This is a genomic window from Buttiauxella sp. AC142, assembly GCF_979253435.1.
The window spans coordinates 2,600,615-2,620,102 of the sequence record NZ_CEEDCH010000001.1; the positions used below are offsets into that span (position 1 = coordinate 2,600,615).

18 protein-coding genes are annotated in these 19,488 nt (G+C 49.6%); 2 read left to right on the forward strand and 16 right to left on the reverse strand.

The genetic code is table 11. The features are described 5' to 3' along the window. Window positions 1-7: 7 nt before the first annotated feature. The 3 genes from AC0IWZ_RS12080 to AC0IWZ_RS12090 form a co-directional block, all read right to left on the reverse strand. The gene (locus tag AC0IWZ_RS12080) at window positions 8-760 is read right to left on the reverse strand and encodes a fimbrial biogenesis chaperone (protein ID WP_471677223.1); all 753 of its coding nucleotides are present in this window, start codon (window positions 758-760) and stop codon (window positions 8-10) included. A gap of 15 nt (window positions 761-775) precedes the next feature. Beyond that, window positions 776-1,249 (reverse strand): Csu type fimbrial protein, encoded by a 474-nt coding sequence (locus AC0IWZ_RS12085; RefSeq protein ID WP_051873700.1) that lies wholly within the window; start codon window positions 1,247-1,249, stop codon window positions 776-778. Window positions 1,250-1,334: 85 nt separating this feature from the next. Continuing rightward, the gene (locus AC0IWZ_RS12090) at window positions 1,335-1,883 is read right to left on the reverse strand and encodes a Csu type fimbrial protein (RefSeq protein ID WP_232062593.1); all 549 of its coding nucleotides are present in this window, start codon (window positions 1,881-1,883) and stop codon (window positions 1,335-1,337) included. 427 nt (window positions 1,884-2,310) lie between these two features. Between AC0IWZ_RS12090 and AC0IWZ_RS12095 the strand changes: the two genes are divergently transcribed. Further along, window positions 2,311-3,573, forward strand: a complete 1,263-nt coding sequence (locus tag AC0IWZ_RS12095) for a dicarboxylate/amino acid:cation symporter (protein ID WP_115628120.1) — start codon at window positions 2,311-2,313, stop codon at window positions 3,571-3,573. Between the two features lie 49 nt (window positions 3,574-3,622). On the opposite strand, the gene AC0IWZ_RS12100 is transcribed toward AC0IWZ_RS12095, so the two are convergent. From AC0IWZ_RS12100 to flhD, 7 genes are all read right to left on the reverse strand, one after another. Beyond that, the gene (locus AC0IWZ_RS12100) at window positions 3,623-4,915 is read right to left on the reverse strand and encodes a Fic family protein (protein ID WP_471677221.1); all 1,293 of its coding nucleotides are present in this window, start codon (window positions 4,913-4,915) and stop codon (window positions 3,623-3,625) included. Window positions 4,916-5,058: 143 nt separating this feature from the next. After that, window positions 5,059-5,559 (reverse strand): chemotaxis protein CheW, encoded by a 501-nt coding sequence (cheW, locus tag AC0IWZ_RS12105; RefSeq protein WP_034496076.1) that lies wholly within the window; start codon window positions 5,557-5,559, stop codon window positions 5,059-5,061. Window positions 5,560-5,586: 27 nt separating this feature from the next. Further along, window positions 5,587-7,575, reverse strand: a complete 1,989-nt coding sequence (gene cheA / locus AC0IWZ_RS12110) for a chemotaxis protein CheA (protein ID WP_471679052.1) — start codon at window positions 7,573-7,575, stop codon at window positions 5,587-5,589. A gap of 10 nt (window positions 7,576-7,585) precedes the next feature. After that, the gene (motB, locus tag AC0IWZ_RS12115) at window positions 7,586-8,515 is read right to left on the reverse strand and encodes a flagellar motor protein MotB (RefSeq protein ID WP_410373042.1); all 930 of its coding nucleotides are present in this window, start codon (window positions 8,513-8,515) and stop codon (window positions 7,586-7,588) included. Then, the gene (motA, locus tag AC0IWZ_RS12120; protein ID WP_115628116.1) at window positions 8,512-9,408 is read right to left on the reverse strand and encodes a flagellar motor stator protein MotA; all 897 of its coding nucleotides are present in this window, start codon (window positions 9,406-9,408) and stop codon (window positions 8,512-8,514) included. Before motA ends, motB begins: the two co-directional genes overlap by 4 nt. A gap of 127 nt (window positions 9,409-9,535) precedes the next feature. Next, window positions 9,536-10,114, reverse strand: a complete 579-nt coding sequence (gene flhC, locus AC0IWZ_RS12125; protein ID WP_115628115.1) for a flagellar transcriptional regulator FlhC — start codon at window positions 10,112-10,114, stop codon at window positions 9,536-9,538. A 4-nt stretch (window positions 10,115-10,118) separates the two neighbouring features. Beyond that, window positions 10,119-10,469 carry a flagellar transcriptional regulator FlhD gene (gene flhD, locus AC0IWZ_RS12130; protein WP_034496082.1) on the reverse strand — a complete coding sequence of 117 codons (351 nt, stop codon included), beginning with the start codon at window positions 10,467-10,469 and terminating at the stop codon, window positions 10,119-10,121. Between the two features lie 806 nt (window positions 10,470-11,275). Here flhD and uspC point away from each other — a divergent pair. Beyond that, window positions 11,276-11,698, forward strand: coding sequence for a universal stress protein UspC (gene uspC, locus AC0IWZ_RS12135; protein WP_471677220.1), 423 nt, complete (start codon window positions 11,276-11,278; stop codon window positions 11,696-11,698). 129 nt (window positions 11,699-11,827) lie between these two features. On the opposite strand, the gene otsA is transcribed toward uspC, so the two are convergent. The 6 genes from otsA to AC0IWZ_RS12165 all read right to left on the reverse strand — a co-directional run bounded on the left by otsA (window position 11,828) and on the right by AC0IWZ_RS12165 (window position 19,357). Then, on the reverse strand, window positions 11,828-13,252 hold the full coding sequence (gene otsA, locus AC0IWZ_RS12140; protein ID WP_034496085.1) for an alpha,alpha-trehalose-phosphate synthase: 1,425 nt from the start codon (window positions 13,250-13,252) through the stop codon (window positions 11,828-11,830). After that, entirely contained in the window at window positions 13,227-14,030 is an 804-nt protein-coding gene (otsB, locus tag AC0IWZ_RS12145) for a trehalose-phosphatase (RefSeq protein ID WP_471677218.1), read from the reverse strand. Before otsB ends, otsA begins: the two co-directional genes overlap by 26 nt. 164 nt (window positions 14,031-14,194) lie before the next feature. Continuing rightward, complete coding sequence (gene araH, locus AC0IWZ_RS12150; RefSeq protein WP_259266888.1) at window positions 14,195-15,229, reverse strand: L-arabinose ABC transporter permease AraH; 1,035 nt, start codon at window positions 15,227-15,229, stop codon at window positions 14,195-14,197. Window positions 15,230-15,243: 14 nt separating this feature from the next. Further along, the gene (gene araG / locus AC0IWZ_RS12155; RefSeq protein WP_471677216.1) at window positions 15,244-16,758 is read right to left on the reverse strand and encodes an L-arabinose ABC transporter ATP-binding protein AraG; all 1,515 of its coding nucleotides are present in this window, start codon (window positions 16,756-16,758) and stop codon (window positions 15,244-15,246) included. A 95-nt stretch (window positions 16,759-16,853) separates the two neighbouring features. Then, window positions 16,854-17,843, reverse strand: coding sequence for an arabinose ABC transporter substrate-binding protein (locus AC0IWZ_RS12160; protein ID WP_034496091.1), 990 nt, complete (start codon window positions 17,841-17,843; stop codon window positions 16,854-16,856). 995 nt (window positions 17,844-18,838) lie between these two features. After that, window positions 18,839-19,357, reverse strand: coding sequence for a DUF2778 domain-containing protein (locus AC0IWZ_RS12165; protein WP_471677214.1), 519 nt, complete (start codon window positions 19,355-19,357; stop codon window positions 18,839-18,841). Window positions 19,358-19,488: the final 131 nt, after the last annotated feature.

The window sequence follows — 19,488 nt, forward strand, 5'->3', positions numbered from 1 at the left end:
AATCGGCTCAATTGACCGGAGAGGTTTGCCATTGTTCGGAACGAGCGTTGATCGTTGCAGATAATTGGTCAGGCCGTGAAAGTGATGCGGGTAACGGCCATTCTCGCTGGCTACCGGGTAGCACGTAGCCCATCAGCCCGTCGGCTAACACTCGTTGTTGGCTGCCCTGGCGCAGAGTGACTTTACTCAGTCGGGCATGAACGTTTCCGCGATTGGTGACTTGCAACGTCGGCTTGCCACTTTCATCAACCACACGCCACGACAACTTCGCCGGTTCGGTATTGGCGTGATTGCCTGCGGCCTCTTCAGTGACCATGCCCGCACCATAGGCAAACAGCGGGATGGAATAACGCATCTGCAATTTCAAACCCATTTGTGGTTTGTTGTTATCCCGCGGCTGGGGAATTTCATCCACCACAATGCGGTAAGCCTGCTCCTGGTTTGGTGGCACAACATTTTGTTTGATCAGGCGTATCAGCTGTTTGCCCCCGCCCGCAATTTGCACAATAGGCGGGCTGGCGACCACATCTTGTTGCGGCTGGTATTTTTCATGCCCATCCTGCTGCTGCCAGCCGACCACTCGCACCTGCATGGTCGTGGCCTCGCTACTTTGATTTTGTATCCATAATTCTGCGGCTTTGGCGTCGGGAGCCAAATAGGGATCAATAGGCCAAATCAGGATATTCCCGGCAGCCAGAGCCTGAGCGCTGGCGAGACAACCTGCCGCGAATAACAGTTTATGCGTGAGCCATGGCGTCATTATTTTCTCCCTTTTTTACCATGACAGCGTCACGGTGAGTTGGTCGGTATAAGTTCCTGCCGGGCTAAAACCCGTTAACTGCGCCGCACCATAAATCGGCAACGTGATGTTGTTACTGTTGCTGTAGGTTATCGCTACTGCCTGATTCACCAGAATTTCCGTGTTGGCGGTTAATGCCCCGCTGGTGTAGAGGCGGTAAGGCACCGCTTCGCTGCCGCCGGTGCGCACCATATTGCGCACCGAGGTGTAATGTTTGCCGCCATCAATGGTCATGCTTAACGCCACTCCGGGCGTGCAGGCCAGTGCCAGCGAGGTGTTGGGAATAAACGCGTTACTGGCGGTACCGCTTTCCACCCCGCTGTGGCTGCCGAAATTCAACGTGCCAAATAAACCGCCACTGCCGCTGGCAACCGAACAGCCCGGGGTTATCGTCGCGCCCACCTGGAATGATTGTTGGGTGACAGCACTTGCCGGAAGCGCCACCATCATTCCCAAAAGCCAGGCGTGAATTTTATGCAAAGCGCGGCCCTCAGCAGGGGCAAACGCCTGCTGTTATGTTTATAAAAACGATGAGTTAATACGTTACGCTGACGTTAATAACATCCGTATACGTTCCCGGTTTCACCGTAACGCTTTCTCCCCCGCCCTGTATGCGCCCGTAAACAATGTAGTTATCTACGCCATCGGTGGTGGATGCTTTCGGAATAGCCGTATTGTTGGCGATCACATTATTGAAGGCACTGTCGCTGTAGATGCTGTAGGCCACACCTTGCGTTGCATCTGTGGTGTTCACCAGATAACGCGCGGGCGTGCCTGGCGTGCCGACTGTTGTGCCCGGTGCGCCGTTGGTGCTGCCGGTCACTTGCACGGTGTAAGTCGCGCCGTTAGTGCATTGAATACCAAAACTGTTGCCGCCCGCAGCGCCAGCCAGTTCAGTCGTCAGGGTTGAGAATGTTGCCGGGTGAGAACCGAAATCCAGCGTACCGAAGTTAATGCCGTTTTGAGCAGGCGACCCGTTTATCAGGCAGCCGTTGGTTAAGGTGAGTGTCGCATTGATTGTGCCATTGCTGGTCACCGCTTGCGCCCCGCTTATGCCACAAAGTAAACCACTTCCACAAAGCATTAAGAGTGCGTGTGCTTTCATCGTTAAGCCCTCATTTTGCACATCCAATCCCCAATGACTGCCTGGGCGCTGCATACGCTAACTTATTGAAATTTAGTTTAGGTATTGAGAAATGACCAGAAACTGAACGGCAAATCACCCTGTCGTCGTATTGCAAAATATTACGCTTTTTTATCAGAGGGTTAATCGCCAGGTGGCGAGGTTGTCACGGAAGATAGAGGGAGATATTAATATTATTTTCGTGATTGTTGTCACAGTGTTACATAAGAGATTCTGCATTAACAAATACGACAAAAAGTAAAAAATAGTTGAATCCTTCCGCGCTTTCATTCAATTTATGGGCCGAATATAAATTGGGCAAACATAAAAATTATATATGGCTCAATAAGTTAATTAAATGTTACTAATCGACGGGGTTATTACGTAATTGTCTAGTTCAAACAAACTCACGCTATTTATTCTTCTATTCATGTTTGCCGGAATTCTCTCCGGGGCGGCCATCCATGAATACGCCGCGGCTGAAAACATCAAAAGCTATGCCGAAAATATCACGCTGTTTACGGACATCTTTTTACGTCTGATCAAAATGGTTATCGCTCCGTTGGTGTTCAGCACCCTGACGGTAGGTATCATGAAGATGGGCGAAACCTCGACCATTGGCCGCGTCGGCGGCAAAGCGATGGTGTGGTTTGTGTCCTCCTCCATCCTGTCGATTCTGGTGGGTTTGTTTATCGTGACTCTCCAGCAACCCGGTGCGGGGATGAACTTGCAAGTGCCTGCGGGCGACGTTCAGACCGGCCTTGCGGTGAGCGGTATGAACCTGAAAGCGTTTATCTCGCATACCATTCCCACCAGTATCGCGGGCGCGATGTCGAATAACGAAATTCTGCAAATTGTGGTGTTCTCACTGTTCTTCGGTATTGCTGGCGCATCGCTTGGCGAGAAATTTAATACGCCATTAGTTGCCGCGCTGGATGTGGTTTCCCATATCATGCTGAAAGTGACGGGCTATGTGATGTATGTGGCACCACTGGCTATTTTCGCGGCTATCTCTTCGGTTGTTGCGACCGAAGGCCTGGGTATTTTGCTGAATTACGCCTCGTTTATTGGCGGCTACTATCTGGCGATTATCCTGACCTGCATGGTGCTGATTGGTGTCGGTTATATGGTGCTCAAGCGTGATGTGTTCCGCCTGATTGCCATGCTCAAAGATCCGGTTCTGGTGGCGTTCACCACCAGCAGTTCTGAAGCGGCTTACCCTAAAACGCTCGACCAGTTGACCCGCTTTGGTTGCTCGCGCAACATCGCATCTTTCGTGCTGCCGATTGGTTATTCGTTCAACCTGGTCGGTTCGATGGTGTACTGCTCTTTCGCCTCGATGTTTATCGCCCAGGCTTACAACATTCACCTGACCTTCTCTGAAATTGTGGTGTTGATGTTGACGCTGATGCTGGCCTCTAAAGGGATTGCAGGCGTGCCACGCTCCGCACTGGTGGTGCTGGCGGCGACGATTCCGAGCTTCAATATTCCGGTAGCCGGTATTTTGCTGCTGATGGGTATCGACCACTTCCTCGACATGGGTCGTTCAGCGATTAACGTGCTGGGGAATGGTGTTGCGACGGCGATGCTGTCGAAGAATGAAGGTGAGATGGAAGAGTCGATTGAAGTTGGCGAAGAGATCGAGGCGTAGGCCCGACGAGATAACGGTAAAGGGGCGACAAGCCCCTTTATTTTTGCCATCAACTTTCGAATTTTGCCCGATACAGCGTTTGCTGATCGTTAACCCGCACTTGCTCCGCAACCCCTTCTTTCACCAGCGCCCGGATTGACGCTCGCGCGGTATTGTCCGAAATCCCTAACGAACCTGCGATCTCAGCGGCAGCAAACAGCTTTCCAGGAGTTGCGGTCATAATATTTAGCACAGTGACCTGGCGTGAGGTCAGCCGCCCCAATGCCCCGGATTCAAACAACACGCGGTCTATCGCTGACCTGCGACTTATCAGTTCGTCGATATGCGCCAGGTATTCGTGCACTGCGCGAACCAGCAGGCTTGCCTGGTAATCCAGAAAATAGGTCAGATCCATGCCGTCCCCTTCCGTGTATTGATAGCTGTGGGCGTATTTCACCGGAGCGGCATGCAGAAACGCGCTGATGGAAATGTACCTGAATGCCTCGTAGCCATTTTTGAGCATGAACCAGTAAAAAAGCGCACGGCTTGTGCGGCCGTTGCCGTCACGAAATGGGTGTTCGTGAGCAATCATTAAGTGAAGAATGCAGGCGCGTAACAGCGGGTGAATATACCGACCACGGGTATTATTAACCACGTCGCAAACTGCCTGAAGACGCTCCAGTATCAGGTTTGCCGGGGGCGGCTGATGAATAATATTTCCGTCATAATCGGCAATCACAACATCATCGGTTTGCCGAAATGTCCCTGGGGCATATTTATCGTCATCAATACCGCTCATGCCAACCGCATGAAAATGCCGAATAAGATCGAGGGTCAAAGGTTCGCTGAGATGGTTCGGGATTTCAGCCATCAACCGGGCGTTACCGACGATCATCTGCTCGTCTTCGTTGCGCGCATTGCGCCCACTTTCTAACAGGTTACGTGCGACAAGCGTTGTGGTGTTCGCCCCTTCAAGTTGCGAGCTGGTAATCGGCTCTTCAAGTACCAGCGCCGATAGTTCAGCCCCTGCTCCCCGTAGAGACGCGGCCTGTTTTTGCATCGCTGCCTGGCTGGCAAAAATATCCACCAGCGCGCAAACCTCGACGATGGAAGGCGTGAAATTAAACCCCGCCTGTTCACCTTCTTCGTTAAAGTAATCAATACGTTGAATAGCTGCATCACGTGCACGACGCGTCAGCGTCCAGGCAAGCTGGAGGTCATCCCCGCGTTTTAGGCGATGGCGAAATTCTTCAAAAGGAAGATAGCGACCTTTGTCATCCAGCATTCGGTTATACCGCTGGTGGGATTCTATCTGTTCCCCACTCAACGAGGAGAATGGGATTAACGCCGGGGGTTGCTTCATCAAACTATCTCAATTTATGTAATTATTGAGATAGAGTACTCTAGTTTGCGATAACAGGGTGATTCTTTTTCAACCAGTGTTTAATAAAAACAAAAAAGGCCTGAGATTGCGCTCAGGCCTTTTTTTATTGAGTGTTTAAGCGATTACGCCACGCGTGCCGCGCTATCCACCAGCGCCATCTCTTCGCTATTGAGCAGCTTTTCAATATTCACCAGAATCAGCATTCGCTCGCCCAACGCGCCAAGGCCGGTGAGGTATTCCGTAGACAGCGTCACGGCAAACTCCGGTGCCGGGCGGATTTGTTCTGCGGTCAGAGACAGCACGTCGGATACGCCGTCCACGACAATCCCTACCACGCGTTGCCCTAAATTCAGCACAATCACGACCGTGTTATCGTTATATTCCACGCCATCCTGCTCAAACTTAATGCGCAGGTCGAGAATCGGGACAATCACACCGCGCAGGTTGGTCACCCCTTTGATAAACGCAGGCGTGTTGGCGATGCGAGTCACCTGGTCGTAGCCACGAATTTCCTGCACTTTCAAAATGTCGATGCCGTACTCTTCGTCGCCGAGCGTAAAGACGAGGAATTCTTGCCCTACCGTTTCCCCGGTCAGTTTTGTTACATTGGTCAATCCAGTCATTTTCTTATCCTTCCTCAGTACCCGGGATCAGGCGGCGTGGCCTGCCATACGTTGTTCACGATTCAAACCTTGCAGCGCGGAAACATCAACAATCAGCGCCACGCTGCCATCACCAAGAATGGTTGCGGCAGAAATACCCGGCACTTTGCGATAGTTGCTCTCAAGGTTTTTCACCACCACCTGATGCTGACCAATGAGTTGATCAACCAGCAGCGCATAACGGCGTCCGGCGCTTTGCAGGATCACCACAATGCCCTGCGTGGCTTCGGTTTTTGCGCCGCTTACATCGAACACTTTCCACAATTCAACCAGCGGCAGGTATTCACCGCGCACCTCCAGCACGCGTTCACCACCCGCCAATGGGTGCAAATCATCTTCTTTCGGTTGCAATGATTCCATTACCGCATTGAGCGGCAAAATGAACACTTCGTCGCACACTTTGACTGACATGCCGTCGAGGATCGCAAGGGTGAGCGGCAGCATAATGCGGATAGTGGTGCCGACATTCGCCTGAGATTTGATCTCAACGTGGCCCCCCATTTCCTGGATGTTACGCTTCACTACATCCATACCCACGCCGCGCCCGGACACGTCCGTCACCTGCTCTGCCGTCGAGAATCCAGGGGCGAAAATCAGCATGCCCACTTCGTCGTCAGACATGTTTTCATGCACCGGCATGCCTTGCGACAGCGCTTTGGCAAGGATACGTTCGCGGTTAAGGCCAGCACCGTCGTCGGACACTTCAATGCAGATGTTCCCGCCCTGGTGTTCAGCGGAAAGAATCAAATTGCCGACCGCCGATTTCCCAGCGGCGAGGCGTTTTTCCGGCGTTTCGATACCGTGATCCAGGCTGTTACGCACCAGGTGAGTCAACGGATCGATAATGCGTTCGATTAAACTTTTATCCAGTTCGGTGGAGCTGCCTTGCAGGGTCAACTCCACTTGTTTATCCAGTTTTCCGGCCAAATCACGCACCAGACGCGGGAAGCGGCTGAAGACATATTCCATTGGCATCATACGGATAGACATGACTGACTCTTGCAAATCACGGGCGTTACGTTGTAACTGACCCATGCTGGTGATCAGTTCGCCGTGTTCAACCGGGTCAAGTTCGTTAGAACGTTGCGCCAACATCGACTGGGTAATCACCAGCTCACCCACCAGGTTTATCAGTTGATCAACCTTTTCAACCGCCACACGAATACTGCTCGATTCGTTGACACGCGTAGGTTTTGGTTCACGTTCAACGCGAGGTGCAGCAGGCATTGCCACCGGTTGAGGCGCGTTAACGGCTAACGCCACCGGTTCTTCAATGACGTCAATTTCTTCAACGGCAGACGCAGCGGGCAGCGGCAGAAACTCAATTTGCTCGGGCTCGATAACAAAGCAGAGCACAGCGCTGATGTCATCAGCACTGACGGTGGTTTCCATAGTGGCGGTGACAGAATTCGCCCCCTTCTCCACATCGCTTAATGTGCCAAGATTACCCAGTTCTTCGAGCAGCAAATCGAGTTCGCTTGCTTTCAACCCCGTAATGGCAATACGCAGTTTCCCGTCACTTGCAGGCGGCGCTTCAAGAGTATCTTTCTCTACGACCGTCAGTTTTGCAGGCGGCGCAGGCGTTTCACCTTTGGCTTCCAGAGCCAGTTGGCGTAACGCTTTGCAGATATAATCGAAACTCTCAGCATCCGGTTCCTGTGAGTTTTTATACGCGTCCAACTGTTCCTGCATAATATCTTTGGTTTCCAAAAACAGGTTGATGATATCGGTGCTGAGTTGCATCTCTCCACGCCGTGCGTCGTCGAGCAGGTTTTCCATTAAATGCGTGGTTTCCTGCAAAACGGAGAAGCCAAACGTCCCCGCGCCCCCTTTAATCGAGTGCGCGGCGCGAAAAATGGCGTTCAGCAGTTCTGAGTCCGGCGCTTCTGGCAGCAGATTCAGCAGGTGCTGTTCCATATCGGCCAGCAGCTCGTCGGCCTCGTCAAAAAATGTCTGGTAAAAATCGCTGATATCCATACTCACGCTATCACCTCGTACCGGATTGTGGCGGTAATGTGTTCTGCGCCGGTTCCACGGCGGCAGGTTGTTGGAGAATGCTGAGAGGCCGGTTATCGCTTTCTGCGTTTTCGTGCACGATGGCCTCTTCAGCTTGTTTGTTCAGTACCAGCAAACTAATACGACGGTTGATGGCGTCACCCGGCCCGCGATTGGTCAGGCGCATCGTTGAGGACATACCCACAACGCGCAGCACTTTGCCGTCGATAAGCCCGCCCGACATCAATTCGCGCCGCGAGGCATTCGCCCGGTCAGCGGAAAGTTCCCAGTTGCTGTATCCGCGCTCACCCATGGCGTAAGGCAAATCGTCGGTGTGGCCTGATAAGCTAATTTTGTTCGGAAAATCATTTAGTAACGGCGCAATACTGCGCAAAATATCGCGCATGTAAGGTTCCACTTCAGCGCTGCCGTTTTTAAACATCGGGCGGTTCTGGCTGTCGATGATTTGTATTCGCAGCCCTTCTTGCACCAGATCGATTTGCAGATGCGGACGGAGCGCGCGCAGTTTAGGATCGGCATCAATGAGCTGATCTAACTTGTCGCCCAGGCGTTTAAGACGACTGGTTTCCATCTTCTTTCTCAGATCTTCAATGTTCGGCTGTCGTTTCACTTCGCCCTGCTGCTGGGTGACATCATCACCGCCGCCAGGAATGGGGCTGGAGCTATCCGCAATTCGCTGGCCGCCGGTAATCGCGGCGGAAAGCGGTGTACGGAAGTAGTCGGCAATTTGCGCCAATTCTTTAGGGCTGGAGATGGAAATCAGCCACATCACCAGAAAAAAGGCCATCATTGCGGTCATGAAGTCGGCATAAGCAATTTTCCACGAGCCGTGCGCGCCGCCGCCGTGGCCCTTATGCTTGCGGCGTTTTACGACAACAATGGGGCGCGCGTTGTTCTTCATACTTCTTCTTCCGTTGCACGCTGCGGCTGCCCATTTGGCGAGCGAACAGCGCGAACATGTTCTTCCAGTTCGATAAACGATGGACGTTCGCTGGAATACAACGTTTTACGGCCAAATTCGACGGCAATTGGCGGAGCATAACCATTAAGACTCGAGAGCAGCGTCACTTTTACGCACTGCATCATCTTGGTGGTTTCCGCGCTTTTTTGGCGTAAAACGGTCGCCAGCGGGGAAATAAAACCGTATGCCAGCAAAATACCGAGGAATGTGCCGACCATCGCGTGCGCAATTAAAGAACCGAGTTCAGCAGCGGGTCTGTCAGCGGATGCCAGCGCGTGTACTACGCCCATTACCGCCGCCACGATACCGAATGCCGGAAGTGAATCCCCCATTATTGCCAGACTGTTAGCCGGTATTTCCGCCTCACTTTCGTGGGTTTCAATTTCTTCATCCATCAGCGCTTCAATTTCGAACGAATTCATATTCCCGCTAATAATTAAGCGCAGGTAATCAATAATAAATTCCAGCATCAGGGTGTCGGCTAAAATACGCGGGTAACTGGCGAAGATTTCACTTTCTTTTGGATTTTCGATATCACGCTCAAGGGAAAACATCCCTTGTTGGCGCGACTTCGCCATCAAGCGATAAAGCAGCGCCATCAAATCCATATACATGCTTTTGGTGTATTTCGAGCGGCGAAACAGTAATGGCAACGCTTTTATCGTCGCCTTTATGGCTTTACCGTTATTACCCACGATAAAGGCCCCGATCCCCGCTCCGCCAATGATGACAAATTCAGCTGGTTGATAGAGTGCGCCAAGATGACCCCCGGTCATCATATAGCCGCCGAATACTGTCGCAATTACGACCAGATAACCTATTACAATCAGCACGAGTACATCCTTCTGCTGTTAAATGTGACGAGGAATCACAAATCAAAGGGAAAAACAGTCAGATGCGGGGCAAAAAAAAGCAGCGATAATGGCTTATCGCTGCTGGAGTGTTTACCACACCGAACTGTTAAACGGCCTGTTTGACCTGTTCATCCAGCAGTTGTGGAATAATATCGGCAGTATTCGTAGAAAGTTTACGTCTTTTTACCGCTCTTGATGGAGGCTGGCACAAACTACAAGCAAAGCTGCCTGCGGGTTGGTGTGCGTGAGTAATAAAATTGCCGTCGCAGCAGTTGCAACGGCTCAGTTCCAGCATGTTGCTTTCGACAAAACGCACTAGCGTCCAGGCGCGAGTCAGCGCCAGTAGCGGGCCGCCCTCTTGCGCAGGGCACTGTTCAAGGTATAAACGATAAGCCTTGATGACCGCGTCAACACCGGTACATAAACCCGTGCGTAGTAAGAACTGCCAGGCGTTGCAAAACATAGAAGCGTGAATATTTTGCTCCCACGTCATAAACCAATCGGTAGAAAAAGGCAGCATTCCTTTTGGCGGCGGGCTACCACGTAGCTCTTTATACAGTTTGATCAGTCTGCCGCGGCTTAATTGTGTTTCACTTTCAAGCATCTGCAATCTTGCACCCAGCGTGATTAACTCCATCGCGAGCTGAATATCACGGGCTTCCTGAACAATACTTTTCTCGCTCATTTTGTTATGCCCTTTTTTTGCGCGGTGCCTCGTCTGTCGCGGACACCTCATTTAATAAGCGGGTGGATAACAAAATGCCAGTATGAATTTGCTGTAAATCATCCACACGAGAGTCTTGTGTTAAACGGGTAATTGTTTGCTCATCATTAAAGCGGAACTGACAAATCAATTGATTCGTTTCCGCTAATTTAACCATTTGTGGCAAGGTTAATTCGCTCAGGGAATTGGCCATATCCTCAGTCACGCCCAGACGAAACATTGCTGAGGGTTTATCACTGCTAATAAGGCGTTGAGCAAGCAGTAAGTACGATAAATTAATATCGTAGATATGTTTTAACAACTCGGATGTATGCATTTGGTTCATCCTGAAAAACTAACTTTTTTACATGCGGCGATGCCGCACCCCGTGAGTCGCCGGAAAATTCCGGTTAAAATTAAAACAAGCAAAAAGCCAATATCAATTGACTGATAACACGCACTGAATCCACCGACACAAAAATGTGGTGGAGACTTCCTTGTTGGTGCGTTCTTATCCGAGAGTAAATTCTTATGGTGAAATTAAGATTTTTCTTAATTCCGGGCAAACTCTACTCGTAGCCCTGTAGACATACAATGCGGTTGCCGTTGAATTTTGGGATTTATGTGACAGAGATCACATATATTTACTTTATACATCCCCTTAAAACATCAGTAAGACTTTTCAATTGAGTGCTTTGCAACCAAAATCGGAATATCCGTTACGTTTATCTGGAAAAACCTTTTCTTCTGACTAACAATCTCATGACCTGCTATCAATATCGCTTCCGTAAGCTCACTTAGCTATGTGATTTATATCGTATTTTTATTATCACCATCAAATACACTGAATTACTCGCCTTTTTCAGTACATAACACCTTGTAAAATTACCTTTTGTTGATGGGAAAGAATAAATTCTTACTTAACAGGGTCAGCGATTAAATCTTATTAAAATAATACGAAAGTTTGATGGAAATTTAAGCGTTGCCTGCATCTCAATTCCGTTACAAGTTCATTACATTAGCGTTGTTAATCTTTTTTCATGAGCAGGCTCACATTTTCTACGGTTACTATCCTTGCGCTCTTTGGCAGATTGTTGTAGGAAAAATGTTAAGCGTCTGATTTTCAGTCAACAGGAGGTTGTAATGAGTTACCAACATATATTGGTTGCTGTCGCCGTCAGTCCGGAAAGCCAGTTACTGGTGGAAAAGGCCGTTTCAATCGCCCGACCAGCAAATGCAAAAATCACTCTGATTTCACTCGCATCAGATCCTGAACTTTATAATCAATTTGCCGCACCGATGATGGAGAACCTACGGGAATTAATGCTTGAAGAGACTCAGCTTTTTATGGATGAGCTTATTGCGAAGGCCAATTATCCTATTGTCGAAACAGTTATTACAACCGGTGAATTAAGTGAGCATATTCTGGCGATATGTAATAAAGGTTCGGTGGATTTGGTGATCTGCGGCAACCATAATCAAAGCTTTTTCAGCAAGATAATTTGCTCCGCGAAGGCCGTGGTGGCATCGAGTCAGGTTGATGTGTTGTTGGTGCCGCTCGGATAAAAACTGAAAATGAAATTTTTAAGTAAGTAGGTCGGATTAGCATTAGCGCCCATCCGACATTTTTATCCGTTACGACAGATGTAAATGGTGGATGGCGCTCGCGCTTATCCACCCTACAAAAAAATGCCCCTAAGCTAATTTCGGAAATGTCGCCACCTTCTTATCTAAATGCGACTCATCGCTTCGCGGCTCAGCCTTCTTTAGGTCTTCAATAAACCTCTTCTGCCAGTGGTGAATATCGTTCTTCTCAATCACCGCCATCATTTCACTGTGGCGCGAAATCCGTTCGGCGAGTGGCATGGTTAATGCCCGATCAAGCGCTGCGGCTACGTCATCACGATCATACGGATTGACGATAAGCGCTGAAGACAATTCATTAGCCGCACCAGCAAATTTCGATAGCACCAGCACACCCGGGTTAGCGGGGTCCTGCGCGGCAACATACTCTTTCGCCACCAGGTTCATGCCATCGCGCAGCGGTGTCACAAGCCCGACGTCGGCGTGGCGGAACACTTTCATCACTAATTTGCGATCAAAATGCTGGTTGAGATAATAGAGCGGTGTCCACCCCAATTGCCCATACTTGCCATTGATGCGCCCTGCTTCTGTTTCCAGCTGATGACGGATGTCCTGATACGCCTGAACATCTCCCCGCGAGGTGGGCGCAATCTGCGTATAGCGTATTTTGCCGTGGTGTTGCGGGTAATTCTCCAGCAACGCCTCGAATGCCAGAAATCGCTCAGGTAAGCCTTTGGAATAGTCCAGACGCTCAACGGAGAAGATATTTTTAATGCTGCCCAGTTCCGCCTTGAGTTGCGCCAGTTTCGGCGGTAGCGGACCTTGCGCACTCTTTTTGATCTCCTCAGGCTCAATGCCTATCGGATAAACCTCGGTGCGGAAGGTGTTGCCGTATGCCTGGTGCTGGTTTTTGCCCAGATGGTCAAGGCGTGTCTGGCTGGCAATACCGTCAAGGAACGCCAGGCGATCGCTCTCGGTCTGGAACCCCAGTAAATCGTATTCGCTCAACGCCTCGAGTAACTCTTCGTGTGGCGGCAGCGCATTGAAAACTTCCGGCGTCGGGAAAGGAATATGTAAGAAGAAACCGATGCGATGATTAAGCCCCTGTTTGCGGCATTCGGCGGCAAATGGCAGCAGATGGTAGTCATGCACCCATAAGATGTCGTCCTCTTCCAGCAGCGGTTTTAGCTTATTTGCCAGCAGCGTATTGACGCGGCTGTAACCATCCCACGCTTCACGTTGGTAATCGACCAGGTCAAGACGATAGTGAAAGGCGGGCCACAGCACCGCATTCGAAAATTGCAGATAATAGCTTTCGTAATCTTCCTGGCTCAGGTTGAAAGATGCCCAGGTAATGTTGCCGCGTTTGGTCTTTTTTAAGGGTGCATCGGGGCAACCGACCTCACCGCTCCAGCCAAACCACAATCCTCCAGCCGTTTTTAATGCCCCCAAAATGCCCACTGCCAGGCCACCAGCACTACTTTTCTTATCATCTGGTGGTGCAATGCGATTAGAGACTACCACTAAGCGACTCATAATTTTCTCCCCGTAAAATATCTGGCTTTTGTTGTTCTATGTGTTGCGTTAATTTGCCAAGCCAGTGATACACCATGCGAACATTTGCCAGGCGATAATTGGCAATGGTGTCGCCGCTCCCAACTTTGATGGTCAAGCCACCCAGAGCATTAACCTGTTTAAACCCTGCTTCATCGGTTAAATCATCACCGATAAATACCGGTTTGCGCCCCGCAAAAGGGGCTTCTTGCATAAACGCGCGAATGGCTGCTCCTTTGTCGATTCCTAATGGTTTCAGCTCCACAACACATTTTCCCGGCTGTAACGCCAGTTCCGGATACCGCTGAATCATCGCCTGAGCCAATTCAAATATGGCTTCTTTTGCCTCAGGGGCCTGGCGGTAATGCAGCGCGAAAGCCATTCCTTTCGCTTCCAGTTCGGTGCCCGGATGATATTCCAATGCCTCACTCAATTGCTGATGCAAAGCCGCAACCATGGGTTCAGGAAGGGTAACGATGTGGGTTTTGTCATTGATATCGCGGCGCTCAGCCCCGTGCACTCCAGCCAGCGGGAAATGAAAAGGAGTTGCGAGCTTATCCAGCTCTGACATTGAGCGCCCTGAAATCAATGCCAGAGCCCCGTCACTCATGACAGACATTTTTTGCAGCAGCGTACGCACGGCGGCCGGAATGTAGACTTGATCCGGGTGCGGTTTGATTTCTGCCAGCGTGCCATCGAGGTCAAAGAAAAAGGCAAGATTGCCTGAAATTAGAGGCGGTACAGATGATACTTCAGCCACCAGCGGCTCCTCCTTACACAGTTAAATGCGCCACCGTGACGGTAACGATAAATTATGATTAGCCATGTAAGTATAGACAGGGTGACGGGTGTCGCAATTTTCCAGGATAAATCGCCAGGCCGCGAATGGCCTAGCGTTTCGGTGTGGCAGGGTTGAGAAGAAGCTTAAACGGTACGTTTTGCTTTCTGTTTGTAGCGGTCGAAAATGACCGCAGCCAGCAGAATCAAACCGCGCACCACATATTGCGAGAACGGAGAAATATTCAACAGGTTCATGGCGTTTTCCACGGTGCCGAGAATTAAAATCCCGGCAATGACGTAAGAAATTTTACCGATCCCCCCTTTGAGCGAAACGCCGCCCAATACGCAAGCCGAAATCACAATCAACTCGTAGCCGATAGAGGTCATCGGCTGGCCGCTGGTCATACGCGATGCCAGAATAATCCCCGCTGCCGCCGAGACTAAACCTGAAAGAACAAAGATGATGATTTTGGTGCGCACCACCGGGACACCCGCCAGGCGTGCGGCTTCTTCATTGCCACCAATCGCCAGCGTGTTACGGCCAAACGTGGTTTTGTTAAGCAGCAAACCGAAGATGATCAGGCAGCCGACCGTTAACCAGATTGGCGCAGGCAGCCCCAGCCAGTTGGCGTAACCCAGGGCAAAGAAGCGCTCGTCCTCGATACCCACCGCTTTACCATCAGAAATGATGTACGCCAGGCCGCGCACAATCTGCATGGTGGCCAATGTGGTAATCAGGGCGTTGATTTTAAGTCTGGCGATAACAAAACCATTCACCAGACCGCTTAACATACCGAGCAATAAACCCGCCGCCACGCCAATCCACAGGCTTTCGGTCATGTTGATGACTACCGCCGTGGTGACACCCGCGCAGGCAATCACTGACGCAACTGACAAATCGAAATCACCGGATGCCAGGCAGAACAACATGCCGCACGCCACCATTCCCGACATCGAAATGGCCAGTCCCAACCCCTTCATGTTCACAAAAGAAGAGAAATTCGGCACAAAAATGGCGCAGGCGAGGAACAGCACCGCGAACACCACTAACATGCCGTAGTTGTCCCAGATGCGTCCGAGACTCAGCGACGACGTTTTCTTGCTGCCGCCAGATGAGGTATTGGTTGATGATGCTTTCGTTGATGAGGCTTTCGTTGATGATGGAGTTAATGCAGACATTTTTCTCTCCCTGGTCATGCGGCAGACGCGCTGGTTTTTGGCATTGCCAGACTTAATGCTTGCTGCTCGTTGGTTTCACCATGCAGCAGTTCACCGGCTATTTCCCCTTCGCGCATCACAATAATGCGGTCAGCAAGGCCGAGCACTTCGGGTAAATCACTTGAGGCAAACAACACCGCCACGCCTTGCGCCGCAAGGGCATAAATCACGTTATAGATTTCGTGTTTTGCGCCAACATCAATGCCGCGCGTTGGCTCATCCAGCAAAATCACTTTCATCTCTTCTGACAACCAGCGCCCAAGAATGGCCTTCTGCTGGTTGCCGCCGGAGAGATTCATAATGAGCTGATCGGCTGACGGGGTTTTGATATTCAGCGAGCGAATATGTGAGGCGGCGTTCTCGGCTTCCCAACGGTTATCAATGAGGCAACCGGCGCTGATATGCTTGCGCCGCGCGCTGATATTGATGTTGTCACGCACCGAGTGCACCGGAATAATACCGTCGGCTTTACGATCTTCCGGGCAGAGCATCATGCCAGCACGAATCGCATCGGCGGGCTTGTTGATGTTGATAACTTTGCTATCAATCAACACTTTACCTTCTGTGATGCGCGTGCCGCCAAACATCCCTTTCATTAATTCGCTGCGCCCGGCACCCACCAGGCCAAACAGCCCGACGATTTCACCGCTTCGTACCGTCAGGGAAACCGGTGTGCGCACGCCCGGAGCTTTTACGCCATCAAGACGTAAGCGCTCGGCGCCGTGTTCGCGCGGTTTCCAGCCGTAAATATCGCCCAAATTGCGCCCGACCATCGCCTGCACCAGCGAATCGTGATTCACCTGCTGCATATCGTCGAAAGTGCGCACGTAACGCCCGTCTTTAAATACGGTGATCGCGTCACTTAAAGCGAAAATCTCTTCCATGCGGTGGGAAACATAAAGAATGACGCGCCCTTCAGCCCGCAACTCACGGATCACGCGGAATAAATTGTCAATTTCACGGCGGGATAGCGAACTGGTTGGCTCATCAAAAGCGATAACTTTTGCGTTACGCGCCAGTGCCTTGGCAATCTCCACCATTTGCCACTGGCCGATAGATAAATACTTGAGTGGCGTACTCGGGTCGATATCCAAACCGAGGTGCTCAAGTTGCAATTTCGCTTCGTAATTCAATAAAGAACGGTTCACGAAGCCCGCTTTGTGCGGAAGTTGCCCGAGGTAAATATTCTCGGCAACCGACATTTCCGGCACCAGGTGGAGTTCCTGATAAATAATGGCGACCCCGGCATTCAGGGCCGCAGGCGTGTCGGCAAAAGTGACTTCTTCGCCGCGCAGAACAATGCTGCCTTCGCTCGGCGCGTAGTTACCGCTAAGAATTTTCAGGAGTGTGGATTTCCCGGCGCCATTCTCCCCCATTAGTGCGTGAACTTGCCCGGCATAGCAGTCGAAACTGATGTCCTGTAAGGCTTTCACGCCAGGGAAAGTTTTGCCTATACCACGAAAAGAGAGATACGGTGTCTGATGCTGCATGACAGACCTCAATGTCGGATGACGCTTGCGCTTATCCGACCTACAGTTTGGGTTGGGTGGATGAAGCTTGCGCTTATCCACCGTGTATTCGCAGATTACTTACCGCCGAGGCCTTTTTTCGCCAGCTCTTCTTTAAAGTTATCGCGAGTAATCAGCACCACATCAGTCACTTCGGTGAATTTTGGTGGCTCCGCACCTTTACTCACCCAGTTGTAGAGCATTTCGCTGCTCTTATAACCGTGTACGTCCGGGCTTGGCAGCAAGGAACCGTAGAAGCCTGTCGCCTGCGCTTTCGACAGTTCGCTGATCGCATCCACGCCATTGATACCCACACCAATCACATCCGGCGCTTTGAAGCCCTGACCTTCCGTAGCACGCACGCCACCCAGCACCGTGTTGTCATTCATGCCAACAATCAGCCAGTGTTTCACTTCCGGATGCTGAACCAGCATGGAGTTTGCGGCGTCGAATGCGCCTGGGATGTCGTTAGATTTGGTTGGGACTTTGTAGATTTGTTTTTCCGGGAATCCGGCGGCTTTCAGGGCTTCCATTGAACCCGAAGTACGACGGCGAGCGGTATCGAGTTCGTCAGCGGTAATCGCCATCACGGCAGAATCTTTCACATCCCAACCACGTTTTTGCATCTCTTTATAAAGCTCTTGCCCCTGACGTTCGCCAATTTTGGTCGCCGCCATCATCACTAATGGCACCGTATCCATTGGCTTACCTTTGGCAGTAACAAACTGGTCATCAACAGCAATCACCTTCATGTCGTAGCTTTTTGCTTTGGCAACGATCGCTGAACCGAGTTTTGGATCAGGCGTACAAATCACAAAGCCTTTCGCGCCGCTAGCCGCCAGGCTGTCGATGGCATTCAGCGTTTTTTCGCCGTCCGGAACCGCAATTTTGATCACTTCAAAACCAAGATCTTTCCCGGCTTTATCGGCAAATTTCCATTCAGTCTGGAACCATGGCTCTTCTGGTTGTTTGACCAGAAAGCCGAGTTTCATCGTTTCTGCGATAGCGGATTGTGACATAACGGCAGCGATACCAATGGCCGCCAACGCTTTAGTAAATTTGTGCATGGAATACTCCCGCTCGATTTTATTTTATGTAGGGTAAGATTTAGTTAAAACAAGCCATTAGCACTGCTGGCTTTTAGCTTTTTAGGCTTGGGATAGTTGTAGCGGGAAATTAATAATCCATAGGAGAGCGCAATCACACAGCAGAAATACAGTAAAACCGTGCATGTATTTAGCAATTAAAGACATAAAAATAGAGGCATATGTCAGACAAATGAATAAGCGTATAGCTTATTTGTCCATAAGTTCAGCCAGCGCCTCCCTGCGGCTAGTTCGCTACCAGACTTTAATGATCCCTCCCTGCTCTCCCAGGATGGGATCGGTTTTGGGTTTATCGACTTTTGCGATATTGCCCTGCACTTTTTCAAGCTGCCCCGGCTTATCAACAAACTTGTCCGGCCCGTAGCTGAAATGAGTATCGAATCACCCTAGGCATGGCCACTATTGCTGGGATAAATGAGTTGTAATGTTTCCAGTTCGATCGCCATTATTTAGTTTTGGGTAAGGTAGTAAGTATAGGAAATAGCTTTAAAAATCTGAGGAGAAAAACAACAGCACTTGAAATTATAGTGTCAATTAAGAAAAAACTAGTCAGTAAAATAAAATCTCTTAGACCTCTCTGCCTTTCAAAAAATTCCAGATTTGTATCAACTGAATAGTGACCCATATTATTTAAAAAACATTCAACCATCTCTTTAGTAATGATTATCGCATCTGACAAGATAAATCCCACAAGTATGAAGTAGAACGAAACAAAATAAATAAAACCATACTTTAAGGTTTTTCCTGCAGATTTGACGACAAACTTCACAAGTAGCCAAAAAATCAATAATAAGCAAAAAACTGATACAACGAAGTCAGCGCACCGACTAACGATCACATTTAGCCCTGGCAATAACTTTAAAAAGCTGACATTCAACTCAAACATCAACAGATTGATAAACAACCCCAGAGGAGATAATATAACCCAAAGAAAATTATGAAAAAAATAAAGTCTGTTACGCACGAGGGATTCCTATCACATTAATTTCGCCATATGCCACTATTCCTGAATTATCAATTATTTTTCGCGTCGTTTTTAATAAAGCGTCCCTAAGCGTATTGAAATCCGCTTGATTATAAAATGTAATACAACCATCAGATACTCCCGTCCCATCAGGTCTTAGTGGATGCAATCTAAAATTCCCTCGTTGGAAAAGGTCAACAAAGGTATAGTCATCCATTACGCTATCTTGTTTAAATAATGCAAACCATTTATCGTAATCATTCCCGGTTCTGATTTCTTTTTCAATCTGCTTCAACCTTGAATACATTCCACCTTTAGGTCTGTCGACTATCCAATATTTTCCTAAAGGAATAGGTCCATTTTTCCCACGAGAAAATTCAAGAACATCTTTAAATGCACCCAAGCCTGAAAAAACATGAAATATACCAACTCCAGAACACTGCAATCTTAGTGTTCCATTTGACGTTCGATCATTATAATTTAACTCACAAGTTATCATATTGTCATCCAACCCTTCCCTGTAAATTGTTCATAAAACCCACTAGAACAACATCACTTAAACACTTTGTTACTGAAACTGAAACTGAAACTGAAACTGAAACTGATGTAACCACCCACTCCAATATTATGAAACACATCACC

What these genes read in the sequence shown, in the direction of transcription:
- AC0IWZ_RS12080 (WP_471677223.1), bottom strand. Translation starts at nt 760, where the DNA reads ATGACGCCATGGCTCACGCATAAACTGTTATTCGCGGCAGGTTGTCTC.
- AC0IWZ_RS12085 (WP_051873700.1), bottom strand. Translation starts at nt 1,249, where the DNA reads ATGATGGTGGCGCTTCCGGCAAGTGCTGTCACCCAACAATCATTCCAG.
- AC0IWZ_RS12090 (WP_232062593.1), bottom strand. Translation starts at nt 1,883, where the DNA reads ATGCTTTGTGGAAGTGGTTTACTTTGTGGCATAAGCGGGGCGCAAGCG.
- AC0IWZ_RS12100 (WP_471677221.1), bottom strand. Translation starts at nt 4,915, where the DNA reads ATGAAGCAACCCCCGGCGTTAATCCCATTCTCCTCGTTGAGTGGGGAA.
- cheW (WP_034496076.1), bottom strand. Translation starts at nt 5,559, where the DNA reads ATGACTGGATTGACCAATGTAACAAAACTGACCGGGGAAACGGTAGGG.
- cheA (WP_471679052.1), bottom strand. Translation starts at nt 7,575, where the DNA reads ATGGATATCAGCGATTTTTACCAGACATTTTTTGACGAGGCCGACGAG.
- motB (WP_410373042.1), bottom strand. Translation starts at nt 8,515, where the DNA reads ATGAAGAACAACGCGCGCCCCATTGTTGTCGTAAAACGCCGCAAGCAT.
- flhC (WP_115628115.1), bottom strand. Translation starts at nt 10,114, where the DNA reads ATGAGCGAGAAAAGTATTGTTCAGGAAGCCCGTGATATTCAGCTCGCG.
- flhD (WP_034496082.1), bottom strand. Translation starts at nt 10,469, where the DNA reads ATGCATACATCCGAGTTGTTAAAACATATCTACGATATTAATTTATCG.
- uspC (WP_471677220.1), top strand. Translation starts at nt 11,276, where the DNA reads ATGAGTTACCAACATATATTGGTTGCTGTCGCCGTCAGTCCGGAAAGC.
- otsA (WP_034496085.1), bottom strand. Translation starts at nt 13,252, where the DNA reads ATGAGTCGCTTAGTGGTAGTCTCTAATCGCATTGCACCACCAGATGAT.
- araH (WP_259266888.1), bottom strand. Translation starts at nt 15,229, where the DNA reads ATGTCTGCATTAACTCCATCATCAACGAAAGCCTCATCAACGAAAGCA.
- araG (WP_471677216.1), bottom strand. Translation starts at nt 16,758, where the DNA reads ATGCAGCATCAGACACCGTATCTCTCTTTTCGTGGTATAGGCAAAACT.
- AC0IWZ_RS12160 (WP_034496091.1), bottom strand. Translation starts at nt 17,843, where the DNA reads ATGCACAAATTTACTAAAGCGTTGGCGGCCATTGGTATCGCTGCCGTT.